The organism is Streptosporangium sp. NPDC050148, from assembly GCF_055586505.1.
The window spans coordinates 94,801-108,465 of sequence record NZ_JBVJIA010000025.1 but is presented as its reverse complement, the minus strand read 5'-3'; the positions used below and the strand labels follow the sequence as shown (position 1 = coordinate 108,465).

At 71.6% G+C, this 13,665-nt stretch carries 12 protein-coding genes; 8 read left to right on the top strand and 4 right to left on the bottom strand.

Translation table 11 applies throughout. The annotated features are described in order from the left end of the window. Positions 1-43 precede the first annotated feature (43 nt). From ACZ6RT_RS26490 to ACZ6RT_RS26465, 6 genes are all read left to right on the top strand, one after another. Positions 44-613 carry a single-stranded DNA-binding protein gene (locus ACZ6RT_RS26490; protein ID WP_399190280.1) on the top strand — a complete coding sequence of 190 codons (570 nt, stop codon included), beginning with the start codon at positions 44-46 and terminating at the stop codon, positions 611-613. Between the two features lie 100 nt (positions 614-713). Further along, the gene (rpsR, locus tag ACZ6RT_RS26485) at positions 714-950 is read left to right on the top strand and encodes a 30S ribosomal protein S18 (protein WP_344892480.1); all 237 of its coding nucleotides are present in this window, start codon (positions 714-716) and stop codon (positions 948-950) included. Between the two features lie 14 nt (positions 951-964). Next, positions 965-1,411 (top strand): 50S ribosomal protein L9, encoded by a 447-nt coding sequence (gene rplI, locus ACZ6RT_RS26480; protein ID WP_399190277.1) that lies wholly within the window; start codon positions 965-967, stop codon positions 1,409-1,411. 256 nt (positions 1,412-1,667) lie between these two features. After that, entirely contained in the window at positions 1,668-2,561 is an 894-nt protein-coding gene (locus tag ACZ6RT_RS26475; RefSeq protein ID WP_470156810.1) for an ABC transporter substrate-binding protein, read from the top strand. Positions 2,562-2,592: 31 nt separating this feature from the next. Beyond that, entirely contained in the window at positions 2,593-3,459 is an 867-nt protein-coding gene (locus ACZ6RT_RS26470) for an amino acid ABC transporter permease (protein ID WP_399190273.1), read from the top strand. 103 nt (positions 3,460-3,562) lie between these two features. Then, a complete protein-coding gene (locus ACZ6RT_RS26465; RefSeq protein ID WP_399190271.1) occupies positions 3,563-4,306 on the top strand; it encodes an amino acid ABC transporter ATP-binding protein in 744 nt (247 codons plus the stop codon). A 171-nt stretch (positions 4,307-4,477) separates the two neighbouring features. Here the strand turns inward: ACZ6RT_RS26465 and ACZ6RT_RS26460 are convergent, their stop codons facing one another. Beyond that, the gene (locus tag ACZ6RT_RS26460) at positions 4,478-6,283 is read right to left on the bottom strand and encodes an APC family permease (protein ID WP_470156808.1); all 1,806 of its coding nucleotides are present in this window, start codon (positions 6,281-6,283) and stop codon (positions 4,478-4,480) included. A gap of 398 nt (positions 6,284-6,681) precedes the next feature. Then, positions 6,682-7,950: an MATE family efflux transporter gene (locus ACZ6RT_RS26455; RefSeq protein WP_399190622.1), complete on the bottom strand. Its 1,269-nt coding sequence runs from the start codon at positions 7,948-7,950 to the stop codon at positions 6,682-6,684. A 607-nt stretch (positions 7,951-8,557) separates the two neighbouring features. On the opposite strand from ACZ6RT_RS26455, the gene dnaB reads away from it, so the two are divergent. Next, entirely contained in the window at positions 8,558-11,287 is a 2,730-nt protein-coding gene (gene dnaB, locus ACZ6RT_RS26450) for a replicative DNA helicase (RefSeq protein ID WP_470156806.1), read from the top strand. A 52-nt stretch (positions 11,288-11,339) separates the two neighbouring features. On the opposite strand, the gene ACZ6RT_RS26445 is transcribed toward dnaB, so the two are convergent. Continuing rightward, the gene (locus ACZ6RT_RS26445) at positions 11,340-11,846 is read right to left on the bottom strand and encodes an alpha/beta hydrolase (RefSeq protein WP_470156804.1); all 507 of its coding nucleotides are present in this window, start codon (positions 11,844-11,846) and stop codon (positions 11,340-11,342) included. After that, positions 11,804-12,769 carry an alpha/beta hydrolase gene (locus ACZ6RT_RS26440; protein ID WP_470156803.1) on the bottom strand — a complete coding sequence of 322 codons (966 nt, stop codon included), beginning with the start codon at positions 12,767-12,769 and terminating at the stop codon, positions 11,804-11,806. The genes ACZ6RT_RS26445 and ACZ6RT_RS26440 overlap by 43 nt, the downstream gene beginning before the upstream one ends. Positions 12,770-13,058: 289 nt before the next feature. On the opposite strand from ACZ6RT_RS26440, the gene ACZ6RT_RS26435 reads away from it, so the two are divergent. Further along, on the top strand, positions 13,059-13,655 hold the full coding sequence (locus ACZ6RT_RS26435; RefSeq protein ID WP_470156801.1) for an NADPH-dependent FMN reductase: 597 nt from the start codon (positions 13,059-13,061) through the stop codon (positions 13,653-13,655). Positions 13,656-13,665: the final 10 nt, after the last annotated feature.

The following is a 13,665-nucleotide window of genomic DNA, read 5'->3' as shown; positions in this document are numbered from 1 at the left end:
GAGCCGATAACCAGCGAAGGCCGCAGGAAGGGCAGCGCTAGCCATGGCAGCAGGCGACACCACGATCACCATCGTCGGCAACCTCGTCGACGATCCCGAGCTGCGCTTCACCCCAACGGGGCAAGCGGTGGCCCGGTTCCGCATCGCGTCCACTCCGAGGTTCCTCGACAAGACGACCAACGAGTGGAAGGACGGCGAAGGCCTGTTCCTGACCTGCAACGTGTGGCGGCAGGCGGCGGAGAACGTCGCCGAGAGCCTGCAGCGCGGCATGCGGGTCATCGTCCAGGGACGGCTGCGCCAGAGGTCTTACGAGACCAAGGAAGGCGAGAAGCGCACCGTCTACGAGGTGGAGGTCGACGAGGTCGGCCCCTCCCTGAGGAACGCGACCGCCAAGGTCAACAAGACCGCCCGTCAGGGCGGTGGCGGTGGCGGCGGTTTCGGCGGCGGCCCGGCCAACGACCCGTGGGCCTCCGCGGCGCCCGCCGCACCGCAAGGTGGCGGCTTCGGCGGCGGCGGTGGCAACAACTACGGGGGCGGCGGCCAGCAGCAGGGCGGCCAGCAGGGTGGCGGCGGCTTCGGCGGCGGCGACTTCAGCGACGAACCGCCCTTCTAGCCAGACTCCTGCGGGGCGGCCCCGATCGCGCCCCGCACCCCGGTCCATATCCGCAGCGACCATTCCCGCCTGAAGGCGGGGCTCTGAAAGGAGCACCACGATGGCCAAGCCGGCATTGCGCAAGCCCAAGAAGAAGGTTTGCCTGTTCTGCCACGACAAGATCTCCTACGTCGACTACAAGGACACGGGGCTGCTTCGGAAGTTCATCTCCGACCGCGGCAAGATCCGTGCCCGCCGGGTGACGGGCAACTGCACCCAGCACCAGCGTGACGTGGCGACCGCTATCAAGAACGCTCGTGAGATGGCGCTCCTGCCGTACATGAGCACCGCGCGTTAAGGGAGGTCGGACAGATGAAGCTCATTCTCACCAGTGAGGTCACCGGCCTCGGCACGCCCGGTGACATCGTCGAGGTCAAGAGCGGCTACGGCCGCAACTACCTGCTCCCCCGCGGCTTCGCGATCCTGTGGACGCGCGGCGGCGAGAAGCAGATCGCCTCGATCAAGAAGGCTCGTGACGCCCGCGAGATCCGCGACCTCGGCACCGCCAAGGAGGTCGCGGGCCAGCTCCAGGCCCTCAAGGTGCAGCTGAAGACGAAGGCCGGCGAGTCCGGCCGTCTGTTCGGCTCCATCACCACGGGCGACGTCGCCGAGGCCGTCAAGGCCGCCGGTGGCCCCCTGCTCGACCGCCGCCGCATCGAGATCGCTCCCGCGATCAAGAGCCTCGGCACCCACCGGGTCAGCGTCAAGCTGCACCCGGAGGTCTCCGCCTCCCTCGACGTCGAGGTCGTCGCGGCCTGACCTGCCTTACCTGACACGGGCCCTCTTCCCCGACGGGGAGAGGGCCCGTGCCCGTTCCGGGACCGCCCGTGCCCGTTCCGGGACCGCCCGTGCCGTCCAGAACCGCCATGTTCCTGTCCGGGACCGTCCATGCCGTTCGAAGGCCGCGCCGTGTCCTCCGCGGGAGCGCTCCGCCACCTCCGGTGCACCCCTGTCGTCCCAGGTCATCGCGGATACGTACAATTCGGGGGTCGCTGATTCATCTGGAGGTCATGTCATGGTCCGTCCCTCGACGCTGTTCGCCCTCGGCGCCCTCGCGGCGGCCGTGGTGGGCTGTGCGCCGGCCTCGGAAACGACCCAGGCGAGCCCCTCGGCCCAGGGTGCCACCGGGACGGCCTCACCCGGGACCGGAGCCGGAGCGTGCGCCAAGGAGAGCCTGCCGCTGAAGACCCCCGGCAAGCTGACCATCGGCACCGACAAGCCCGCCTACGAGCCGTGGTTCGCCGACGACGACCCGTCCAACGGCAAGGGGTTCGAGAGCGCGGTGGCCTACGCCATCGCGGACCGGCTGGGCTTCGCCGCCGGTGACGTCACCTGGGCGACGGTGAAGTTCGACTCCGCGTTCGCCCCCGGCGCCAAGCAGTTCGACTTCGACCTCAACCAGGTCTCGGTGACCCCCGACCGGGCCAAGGTGGTCGATTTCAGCAAGGGCTACTACACGGTCAAGCAGGCCGTGGTCGCGCTGGACGGCTCCAAGGTCGCCTCCGCCACCGACCTGGCGGGCCTGAAGGACGCCAAGATCGGTGTTCAGGTCGGCACCACCTCGCTGCAGGCGGTCAAGGACGTCATCCGTCCCTCGGCCGACCCCAACGTCTACAACGAGCAGATCGACGCCGTGAACGCGCTGAAGAACAAGCAGGTCGACGCCGTGGTGGTGGACCTGCCCACGGCCTTCTACGTGACCGCGGCCCAGGTCGACAACTCCAGGATCGTCGGTCAGTTCGGCACCGCCTCCGGCGTTCCCGAGGTCTTCGGCGCGGTCTTCGAGAAGGGCAGCCCGCTGGTGGGCTGCGTGGACGGGGCGATCGAGGAGCTGGTCACGTCCGGTGAGCTGGCGAAGATCGAGACCCGGTGGCTCGGTTCCGCCGCGGGTGCCCCGGAGCTGAAGTGACGTCACGCCCCCGCACGACCGACGACGTCCGATGAGGAACGACGAACGCCTGCAGGTGCCGGACGGCTGGACCAAGAGCGACCGTCAGATCGAGCGGGAACGGCTGCGCAGGCGGTCGTCGCTGCGCTCCGGCTCCGTCGCGACGGTCTCGACCGTCCTGGTGATCGTCCTGCTCGCCTGGCTCTTCACCACCTCTCCGGGATGGCCGCGGGTACGGGAGACGTTCTTCGACTCCGGCCAGTTCCTGGAGGCGCTGCCGGACGTGCTGAGCGGCTTCCTGCTCAACATCAAGATCTTCCTGATCGCCGAGCCGCTGATCCTCGTCGTGGGGCTGCTGGTCGCGCTGATCCGCAACCTGCAGGCCCCGGTGTTCTTCCCGCTGCGCGCCCTGGCGGTGCTCTACACCGACATCTTCCGCGGGATCCCCACGATCCTGATCATCTACCTCGTGGGGTTCGGCCTGCCCGCGCTCGACCTGCAGGGCACGCCGACGGACCTGGCGACGCTGGGCATCATCGCGCTCACCCTCTCCTACGGCGCGTACGTGGCGGAGGTCTTCCGGGCCGGCATCGAGTCGGTGCACCCCAGCCAGCGCGCCGCCGCCCGTTCCCTGGGGCTGAGCCACGGCCAGACCATGCGTTACGTGGTGGTGCCGCAGGCGGCGCGACGGGTGGTGCCGCCGCTGCTCAACGACTTCGTCTCGCTGCAGAAGGACACCGCGCTCGTCGCCACCATCGGCCCGCTGGAGGCGCTGCGGCAGGCGCAGATCCACGCGGCCAGCACCTTCAACTACACGCCCTACCTGGTGGCGGCACTGCTGTTCATCCTGCTCACGATCCCGATGGCGCGCTTCACCGACTACCTGGCGGCGCGTTCGCAGCGGCGGCGGAGCCAGTGAGCGGGCGGATCGGCGGCCAGGGCGGTCAGGGCGGTCAGGGCGGTCAGGGCGGTCAGGGCGGTCACGGCCGGGTGTGCCGCCCGGTGACGGCGGAGGAGGGGTCATGAGCCTGCTGAGCGTCGAGGGCCTGTGGAAGAACTACCGCGGTCACAGCGTGCTGCGCGGCATCGACCTGAAGGTCGAACCGCATGAGGTGGTCTGCCTGATCGGGGCGTCCGGATCGGGCAAGTCCACGCTGTTGCGCTGCGTGAACCTGCTGGAGACCGTCGACGACGGCACGATCCTCCTGGACGGCGAGGAGATCACCGACGCCCGGGCCGACCCGGACGAGGTGCGCAAGCGGATGGGCATCGTCTTCCAGGCGTTCAACCTGTTCCCGCACATGACCGTGCTGGACAACATCACCCTGTCGCCCCGCAAGGTGCACCGCGTGGGCAGGCGGGAGGCCGAGCGGCAGGCCAGGGAGCTGCTGGACAGGTTCGGCCTGGCGGACAAGGCGGGCGCCTACCCCGACCAGCTCTCCGGCGGCCAGCAGCAGCGCGCCGCCATCATCCGGGCCCTGGCCACCAGGCCGCGCCTGATGCTGCTGGACGAGGTCACCTCGGCGCTGGACCCGGCGCTGGTCAGGGAGGTGCTGGAGATCATCAGGGAGCTCAAGGCGGGCGGGATGACCATGATCCTGACCACCCACGAGATGGGTTTCTGCCGCGAGATCGCCGACACCGTCTGCTTCCTGGACGGTGGCGTGCTGCTGGAGCGCGGCACTCCCGAGCAGATCTTCACCGCTCCCCGGCAGGCCCGCACCAGGGAGTTCGTGCAGACGGTGCTCGAGGCCGGGCGCATGTGAGCCGCCCGGCGTCCCTGTGCCGCCGGGTGCCCTGCCGCCCTCGTACCCTTTCGTGCCTGTGCGGGGGCCGCGCGGGGTGCACGGACTGAGGAAAGGGCCCGCCGAGGGCCCACGAGGGCCCCCTCCCGGGGAGAGGGAGCCCTCTGCGCTGCATCAGCCTTCTGCGCCGCGTCAGCGGCGGTGCCTGCCCCGGGAACCGCCGGGCGGTCCGTAGGGTCCGGGAGGCCCGTAGGGGCCCGGCGATCCGTACGGACCAGGGGGCGTGGGAGGACCCGAAGGCCCCGAAGGTCCGTAGGGTCCCGGACCACCGGGCTGGGGGTAGGGGCCGGAACCCCCGGGCGGTCCGTAGGGACCGGAGCCCCCGGGCGGCCCGTAGGGCCCGGGCGGTCCGTAGGGCCCGGGAGACCCGTAGGGCCCGGGTCCGCCGGTGCCGGGTCCGCCGGGGCCGGAGCGATCGGACGGGCCGGGAGGGTCGAAGGGTCCCCGGCGGGAGCGGTCATCGGGCGGCTCGGGCGGCGCGGGCGGTGTCTGCGACAGCTCGGCCAGCACGCTGTTGCGCCTGCCGTACACCAGGTAGACCAGCACGCCGAAGGCCATCCAGATGATGTAGTACAGCCAGGTGATGAGCTGGAGGTTCACCATCAGCCACAGGCAGGCGAGGATCGAGGCGATCGGCACGCCCGGGGAGAGCGGCGTGCGGAACCCGCGGGGCAGGTCCGGCATCGTCCTGCGCATCCTGAGCACCCCCGCGGCCACCGCGATGAACACGAACAGGGCGCCGATCACGACCAGCGGTTCGAGGGTGAGCACGTTCACGAACTGGGCCAGCAGGATCGCCAGGAAGCCGATGATCAGCGTGGCCCGCGTCGGGCTGTGGTAACTGCGGTTGATCTTGGAGAGCGAGCGGGGGATCAGCCCGTCGCGGGCCATGGAGAACAGCACACGGGTCAGGCCGACGAGCAGCACCAGGATCACGGTGGTGAGGCCGAGCACGGCCCCGATGTTGATGATGTGCACCATGAAGCCCTCGCCGGCGCTGCGGAAGGCGTTGGCGAGCGGCGCGTCCTTGTTGATCTCGTCGTACGGGGTCATGCCGACCATCACCACGGCGACCGAGATGTACAGGACCGTGGTGATCACCAGGCTGCGGATGATGCCCTTCGGCATCGAGCGGGGGGCGTCCTCGGCCTCCTCGGCTCCGGTGGCCACGACGTCGAAGCCGATGTAGGCGAAGGTGATGACCGCCGAGGCGGCGAAGATGCCGAACCAGCCGAAGGCGCCCGTCTGGCCGAAGATGATCCCGAGGACCGGGGAGTCCATGGTGTCCGCCGCCTTGGCCGCGGGCGCCGCCGGCACCGGGATGGCCGCGAGGTTGTTCTGGTCGAAGTGCAGGGCACCGACCACGATGACCGCGCCGATGGCGAGCAGCTTGGCCACCACGATGATCCACAGTGCGCGGAGGCCGACGCGGGCGCCCAGGGCCACCACGGCCGTCAGGACCACCAGGATGAACAGCGTGAAGAGGTCGAACCCCTCGGGCTGGCCGACCACCCCGGAGATCAGGTCCGGGAAGGTCACGCCGAAGTCGGTCAGCATCTGGGCGGCGTAGAGCGACCACGCGCGGGCCACCACCGAGGTGGCCAGCAGCAGCTCCATCACCAGGGACCAGCCCACCACCCAGGCCCACACCTCGCCGAAGATGACGTAGGTGAAGGTGTAGGCACTTCCCGAGCTCGGCATGGCCGAGGACAGTTCCGCGAAGCAGAAGGCCACGAGCAGGGTGGTGATTCCGGCGATCATGAAGGAGAGGATCACGCCCGGCCCGGCCATGGACGCCGCCTGACGGCCCGCGAGGCTGAAGATGCCCGCGCCGATCATGACACCGAGGCCGAGGACGATGAGGTCCTTCCTGCGGTAGGCGGTGGGCAGGCCGTGGCGCGCGCCGGTCCACCGGCCGGTGGCATGGCTCGGTGGCATACGGCGGACTATCGACAGGGAAGGACCTTCGGGCACGATGTGACCAATCGTGGTGGGTGAATAACCCATATTGCCGGACTTGTTTCACAGTGCCGTAGGAGAGTTCCGCTGGACAAGGGCTATCCGGTTACGTGGTGGACACCACAGTGTCACGCATGGATCACCCGGCCTGTGGGCACCGGCCGTCACGGGCGCATCACCCGCCGATCCGGTCACCGCGAATCGGCCCGCATCCCCTTGTGGAACGGGGAAACCGGGCGACGCTCCCTCCGGTCGGCGGAGTCACGCCCGCCCGGACCCCACCCCGGCACGATTTCCGGCCCGGCTCAGGTCCGGCTTTCGGCCAGAAGTCCGTACGCCGTCCGGCACGGTTCCCGGTCGGCCCGTGCGGTGCCCGGTCAGCCGCCCACCACCAGCCATGCCGTCCCGTACGCCCGGACCGACAGGGTCACCAGCCGGGCGGCCATCCACAGGCCGAGCGCCAGCCAGAGCGCCACCAGGCCACCGCCGCCCAGGTCCACCAGGTACGCGGCGGGCAGGTAGGCGAGCGTCGTCCATATCCCGGCCCAGGCGAGGTAGCGCCGGTCCCCGGCACCGATGAGCACCCCGTCCAGCACGAACACCACCCCGGCGACCGGCTGCAGGGCGGCCACCACCCAGAGCGGGCCGAGCAGGTGTGCCGACACCGCGGGCCCCGCGTCGAACAGGCCGGGCACGAACGGCCGGGCGGCCACCACGGCGAGCCCGAGCACCACGCCCGAGCCGACACCCCAGAGCACCATCCGCCAGGTCGCCCCGCGCACCCCCGCCACGTCGCCCGCGCCCAGGGCGCGGCCGGTGATCGCCTGCCCGGCGATCGCGATGGCGTCCAGGGCGAACGCCAGCAGGGTCCAGATCCTGGCGGCGATCGTGTGCGCCTCGATCTGGTCCTCTCCCATGCGGGTGGCCGCGGCGGCCGCGATGGCCAGCACCAGTTGCAGGCAGGCCGTACGGACGACCAGGGCGATCCCGGCCGAGCCCGCGGCGCGCACGCCCGCCAGGTCGGGACGCAGCGGGGCGCGGTGCCGGACGAGGATCAGGCCGAGATAGACGGCGGCGGCGAGCGACTGGGCCAGTACCGTGCCCCAGGCCGAGCCCGCGATGCCCCAACCGAGTCCCAGCACGAACAGGACGTTGAGCCCGGCGTTGAGCAGGAAGGCGCCCACCGAGACCAGCAGCGGGGTGGTGGTGTCCTGCATGCCGCGCAACACGCCCGTGCCCGCCAGCACCAGCAGCATGGACGGGACGCCCAGCAGGCTGATCCGCAGATAGGTCACCGCCTGCCGGGCGAGCTCCCCCTCGGCGCCGATCAGCTGGACCAGCCAGGGGGCCAGCGGCCATACCACCAGGATGATCGCCACTCCGACCCCGGCGGCCAGCCAGAGGCCGTCCACACCCTGCCGCAGGGCACGGCCGGTCTCGCCCGCCCCGATCTGCCGGGCCACCGCCGCGGTCGTGCCGTAGGCCAGGAAGACGCAGAGCCCCACCAGGAAGCTCAGCACCGTGCTCGCCACGCCCAGGGCGCCGAGGGCGGGAGCGGGCAGGCGGCCGACGACGACGGTGTCGGTCAGCAGGAAGAGCGGTTCGGCCACCAGGGCTCCGAACGCGGGCAGTGCGAGCCGCAGGATCTGCCGGTCGTACTCGCGGTCCGGGGACCCCCCGGCCCGGTTCGCGTGTCCGGTGCCACCCGCGGGGCCGTCCTGTCCCGCGGGTTCGTCACGGCCCGCACGGCCGTCACGGCCCGCACGGCCGTCGCGGTCCGGGCTCTCGTCACCGTCCGGGCTCTCGTCATCGTCCGGGGGACCGGGACGACTCGGTCGGCCGTCACGGCCCGGCCGGCCGTCGCGGGCGGGACGACCTCGGCGGCCGGAGCGCCCGGGGCCAGAAGTAAGAGGCACGTATTTATTGTGCCCCTTACCCGCAGATGGATCACCGGCGGGAGGAAGCGGTCGGGTCCTGCCATCTGGGGCCACTCTCGGCGTGTCGCCCCAACTTTCTTTTCTCCACAGGCGGTGGATGACGTTTCCGCTGGTCACAGGGTTATCCACAGATGTGGACAAGAGTTATCCACAAGGCTGTCCCCAGGGCGCCCACACCCTGGGGGGAGAACTGCACAGCTTATCCACACCCCTGTCTACAGGCCGCGTTGCCAGCATGGCGCGGAGCGGCGAAACTGTCAGCCCGGTCGGCTACAAATAGAGATAACGCAACTGTGTTCGAAAGAGGGGGTGTGCGGTGAGCATCGCGGAGCCACCGGTCTTCCAGCCGGGATTCGAGCGCACCCCGCCGAACAACATCGAGGCCGAGCAGTCGGTCCTGGGCGGCATGCTGCTCTCCAAGGACGCCATCGCCGACGTGGTCGAGATCGTGCGATCCGACGACTTCTACCGGCCCGCCCACCAGATCATCTACGACATCATCACCGACCTCTACGGCCGCGGTGACCCCGCCGACGCCGTCACCATCTTCGACGAGCTGCAGAAACGGGGCGAGGTCGCCCGGATCGGCGGCGGCGCCTACCTGCACACGCTGACCGCCGTCGTGCCGACCGCGGCCAACGCCGGCTACTACGCGCGGATCGTCCGAGAGCAGGCCATCCTGCGCCGCCTCATCGAGGCCGGCACCCGCATCGTCTCCTACGGCTACGGGGGGCAGGACGAAGAGGTCGACGACCTGGTCGACCGCGCCCAGGCGGAGATCTACAAGGTCACCGAGCGCCGCACCTCCGAGGACTACGTCCCGCTGGCCGACATCATGCCGGGCGCCCTGGACGAGCTGGAGGCCATCGGCGGCCGGGGCGGTCAGATGGTCGGCGTCCCCACCGGCTTCCAGGATCTCGACGCGCTCACCAACGGCCTGCACCCCGGTCAGATGATCGTCGTCGCCGCCCGCCCCGCCATCGGCAAGGCGCTCGCCCTCGACACGCCGCTCCCCACCCCGGACGGCTGGACGACCATGGGCGAGGTGAGGCCGGGGGACCGGCTGATCGGCGCGGACGGCAGGCCGACCCGGGTGGTCGCGGCGACCGGCGTGATGCACGGGCGCCCCTGCTACGAGGTGGAGTTCGACGACGGCACGGTGATCGTCGCCGACGCGCAGCACCAGTGGCGGACACTGAGCGCCCCCGGGACCGGCGTCTCCGGGACCGCTGTCTTCGGGACCGCTGTCTCCGAGGCCGGCGTCTCCGGGACCGCCGCTCACCGGAGCGTCACCGCGCACCAGGCCGTCGCGCGTCCGGGCGCCGTCGCCTTCCGGGCCGCCGACGCGCACCAGAGCGTCGTCACGACGGAGGAGATCGCCCGTACGCTGCGCGCCACCTCGACCGGCGGGCGGTCGGAGCACGCGGTCGCCGTCGCCGCCGCGTTCGACCTGCCCGAACGGGATCTGCCGTTCTCTCCCTACGCGCTCGGGGTCGGGCTCGGCGTCCGGCTCGGTGCCACCGCGAACGGTCGTCCCGGGGCCGCTGAGGGCGCCGGCACCGCCGATGGGAAGGCAGGCCGCATCGGGGGCACCGGCCCGGGCCGTGACATCGGCGAGGTCACCGGCCGAGACGTCGGCAGGAACGCCATGGACGCCCGGAACACCACGGACCCCCGGAACACCATGGGCGCCCGGAACGCCACGGACGTCGGGAACACCACGGATCCCCGGAACGCCGGTGAGGGCGACGGCCCGTGGCCGGTCGCGCTCGACCCGGAGATCGTCCTCAACCTGGAGGCCGAGGAGTCGTGGATCGCCGCCGAGGGCCCGGATGACTCGCCCGGCCGCGCCCCCGGCCGGCCCGGCGACGCCTTCGACGGCCTTCCCGGAACCCTCGCGACGACCGGTCTCCTCGGTGTCCTCGGCCAGGAGCGCATTCCCGGGACGTACCTGCGGGCCTCCCGCGAGCAGCGGCGCGCCCTGCTGGCGGGTCTCCTCGACACCCGGGGCCACGTCGACCCCGACGGCCGGATCCGGCTCTCGATCACCGGTGACGGGCTCGCCCGGGACGCCTTCGAGCTGGTCCTGAGCCTCGGCCACCTGGCGACCATGACGGCACCGGTCACCGGGGACGGCGACGCCGGTCCCCACGGCCACCACGTGATCGACTTCATGGCGTCCGACAAGGTGTTCCGGCTGCCCGACAAGGCCGTCCGGCAGGTGACCGGCGCCGGTGCGACGACCGAGGTCCGCCGGATCGTCGACGTCCGGCCGGTGCCCTCGCGGCCGGTGAGGTGCGTGGAGGTCGACGCCGCCGACCACATGTACCTCGCCGGACGGACGTGCGTCCCCACCCACAACAGCACGCTCGGGCTGGACTTCGCCCGGTCCGCCGCGATCAAGCACGGCATGACGACCGTGGTGTTCTCCCTGGAGATGTCGCGCAACGAGATCACCATGCGTCTGCTGTCGGCCGAGGCGCGGGTGGCGCTGCACGCCATGCGCTCGGGCACGATGACCGACGACGACTGGGCCAAGCTGGCCCGGCGGATGGGCGAGGTCGCCGAGGCGCCGCTGTTCATCGACGACTCGCCCAACATGTCGATGATGGAGATCAGGGCCAAGTGCCGCCGACTCAAGCAGCGCAACGACCTGCGGTTCGTCATCATCGACTACCTGCAGCTGATGTCCTCGCCCAAGAAGACCGAGAGCCGTCAGAACGAGGTCTCCGAGATCTCCCGGGCCATCAAGCTCCTCGCCAAGGAGCTGGAGGTTCCGGTGATCGCGATCTCCCAGCTCAACCGTGGTCCCGAGCAGCGGACCGACAAGAGGCCCATGGTCAGCGACCTGCGCGAGTCCGGAAGCATCGAGCAGGACGCGGACATGGTCATCCTGCTGCACCGGGAGGACGCCTACGAGCGCGAGTCGCCCCGGGCCGGAGAGGCCGACCTGATCGTGGCCAAGCACCGTAACGGCCCCACCGCCACGGTCACCGTGGCGTTCCAGGGCCACTACAGCCGCTTCGTCGACATGGCGCCCCACTAGGAGACGGCCGCAGGGCTTCGAGCCGCGTGCCGCCTCCTCCCGGTGGCCGCCTCTAGTGGACCGTCAGGTGACCGTACGCGGACAGGGCCGTGGCCAGGTCGCCTGGCTCGCCACGGAGCGTGGCGTCCAGGAAGACGGCGGTGGCCGCCGCCGTGAGGCGCGGCCCGGCGGTCCGGCCCATGGAGCCGACGAGCGAGGGCAGGGGCGGCAGGTAGAGCGGGGCGTCGGTGAAGGTGAGGTGGGCCGAGCCGGGGACGGTGAGCCGGTAGCCCGTCGCCGTGCTGAGCCGGAGCACCCCGGTGAGGCGGGAGACGTACTTCGCCTCCTCGCCCGGTCCGACGTCGTGGGTGAGCGCGAGCACGGGCTGGTGGAACGGCCGTGGCGCCGGATCGCGGGGGAAGCCGTCCAGGTTCACGACGGCCGCGAACCGGCGGTCCTGGCGGGCGGCCAGCAGGGCGGCGGCGCCGCCGAGGGAGTGACCGGTCGCCGCGACCCGGCGGGTGTCGAGCCGACCGGTCAGCGGACCCGGGATCTCGCCGCGGTCCAGCCGGTCGAGCATGGTGAGGACGAAGCCGAGGTCCGCGGCCCTGACCGCCGTCCACCCGGCCGCCGCCTGTCGTCCTCGGCCTGGTCGCCGGTGGCCGCGAGTCGGGTGCGGATCGTCCGGCCGCCGGCGAGGGTGACGACGGCCGAGTCGTAGGGGTGGTCGAGGGCCGCCACGACGTATCCGCGGCTGGCCAGGTCCTCGGCCCATGCGGTGTTCTGGGTCCGCACCCCTCCGAGCCCGGGCGAGAACAACACCACGGGGAACCGGCCGCCCGAGCCGGGGACCGGGGCGCCGGGCACCGCGTGGGTGCCGGCACGCGCCGCCTCGTCGAGCAGGAGACCCGGGATGCCGAGGTAGTCGGCCTCGCCGCGGGCGACGAGCCGCGCCTCCCGGGCCGTACGGCCGAGGTAGTGCGCCCGGGGGGCGCCCGGTGCGACGCCCTGCGCGGGATACCAGAGCTGGACGACGACGATCCGCCTGTCGTCGGGCCGGGACGTCGCGGCCTCCGCGCGGTCGGGGTCGGTCCACTGCGCGACGGTGGTCCCGACGGCGTAGGCGCCCGGTGGTTCCGGGAACACGGGCACGGGCAGCGCCCACGCCGCCACCGCGCCCGCGAGGACCAGGGCCAGGCACGCCGCCGACCCCGGCAGGGCAAGCCACCACGGTGCCCGCCACGTGGGTCGCCCGGCACGCCGTTTCAGGAGAGGGAGGGCGGTGAACGCCGACGCGGCGGCCCCCCCGGCGAGGACGAGGACGAGCTGCCAGCGGATCCCGAGCACGATCAGTGCGACCGCGGACACCGTGAGGACCGCCGCACCGGCCGTTGTGGAGAGCCGGCGCGCGCCGGGCGGCAGCCAGCGGGCCGACACCAGCACGACGGCTGCCACCAGGGCAGGAAGCTCGACGGGGGACAGGCCGAACACGGTCACAGGCATGTGAGCATCGTGGCGGAGAGGTCCTCGCCGGAGCATCGGCCCAATGTCCAGGGTCTGTGCCACCCCGGTATGACCTCTCCCGGCCGGGGGCTCGCGACCGGGACGGAGCCGTGCCGCCTCACGCGGGGCAGGGGCGGCCGTCCCGGGTGACAGGCCGCCGGTCGCCGGGCCGGATGAAAACCTCTCGGCGGCCCGCCTCTCCTCCTTGACCTGAACCAAGGTTCAGGTACGACCCTGTTCGCAGGGCGCCGTAAAGGATGCGGAGCGCCCCGACCGTCGGAGGATCCTCATGACCGAGCAGACCGTCAGACTCGCGGTGATCGTGGCCAGCGTCCGGGACGGGCGAATCGGCCCGACGGTCGCGAACTGGTTCGCCGACCAGGCCCGCCCGCGCCAGGATCTGGACGTGGACATCGTCGACCTGGCCGCCTTCCCGCTGCCGCTGGCGTTACCGGGCTTCGGCTCGGGGCCCGCCCCGGAGGCGGCCCGCACCCTTGAGTCCCTGACCCCGCGACTGGCCGCGGCCGACGCCTTCGTGGTCGTGACCCCCGAGTACAACCACAGCTTCCCCGCCTCGCTGAAGAACGCCATCGACTGGCACGACCGGCAGTGGCGTACCAAACCGGTCGGGTTCGTCTCCTACGGCGGCCTGTCCGGCGGCCTGAGGGCGGTCGAGCAGCTCCGCCTGGTCTTCGCGGAGCTGCACGCGGTGACCGTCCGCGACACCGTCAGCTTCCACGGCGTCTGGAGCCGGTTCGACGACGCCGGGGCCCCGACCAGCCCGCAGGAGTGCGAGGGCGCGGCCAAGGTCCTGCTGGACCAGCTCACCTGGTGGGCGCGGACGCTGCGCGACGGCAAGGCGGCGCGCCCGTACGCCGCCGCCTGATCCGGGGCCC

What these genes read in the sequence shown, in the direction of transcription:
- rpsR (WP_344892480.1), top strand. Translation starts at nt 714, where the DNA reads ATGGCCAAGCCGGCATTGCGCAAGCCCAAGAAGAAGGTTTGCCTGTTC.
- rplI (WP_399190277.1), top strand. Translation starts at nt 965, where the DNA reads ATGAAGCTCATTCTCACCAGTGAGGTCACCGGCCTCGGCACGCCCGGT.
- ACZ6RT_RS26465 (WP_399190271.1), top strand. Translation starts at nt 3,563, where the DNA reads ATGAGCCTGCTGAGCGTCGAGGGCCTGTGGAAGAACTACCGCGGTCAC.
- ACZ6RT_RS26460 (WP_470156808.1), bottom strand. Translation starts at nt 6,283, where the DNA reads ATGCCACCGAGCCATGCCACCGGCCGGTGGACCGGCGCGCGCCACGGC.
- ACZ6RT_RS26490 (WP_399190280.1), top strand. Translation starts at nt 44, where the DNA reads ATGGCAGCAGGCGACACCACGATCACCATCGTCGGCAACCTCGTCGAC.
- ACZ6RT_RS26445 (WP_470156804.1), bottom strand. Translation starts at nt 11,846, where the DNA reads ATGCTCGACCGGCTGGACCGCGGCGAGATCCCGGGTCCGCTGACCGGT.
- ACZ6RT_RS26440 (WP_470156803.1), bottom strand. Translation starts at nt 12,769, where the DNA reads ATGCCTGTGACCGTGTTCGGCCTGTCCCCCGTCGAGCTTCCTGCCCTG.
- ACZ6RT_RS26435 (WP_470156801.1), top strand. Translation starts at nt 13,059, where the DNA reads ATGACCGAGCAGACCGTCAGACTCGCGGTGATCGTGGCCAGCGTCCGG.
- ACZ6RT_RS26475 (WP_470156810.1), top strand. Translation starts at nt 1,668, where the DNA reads ATGGTCCGTCCCTCGACGCTGTTCGCCCTCGGCGCCCTCGCGGCGGCC.
- ACZ6RT_RS26470 (WP_399190273.1), top strand. Translation starts at nt 2,593, where the DNA reads ATGAGGAACGACGAACGCCTGCAGGTGCCGGACGGCTGGACCAAGAGC.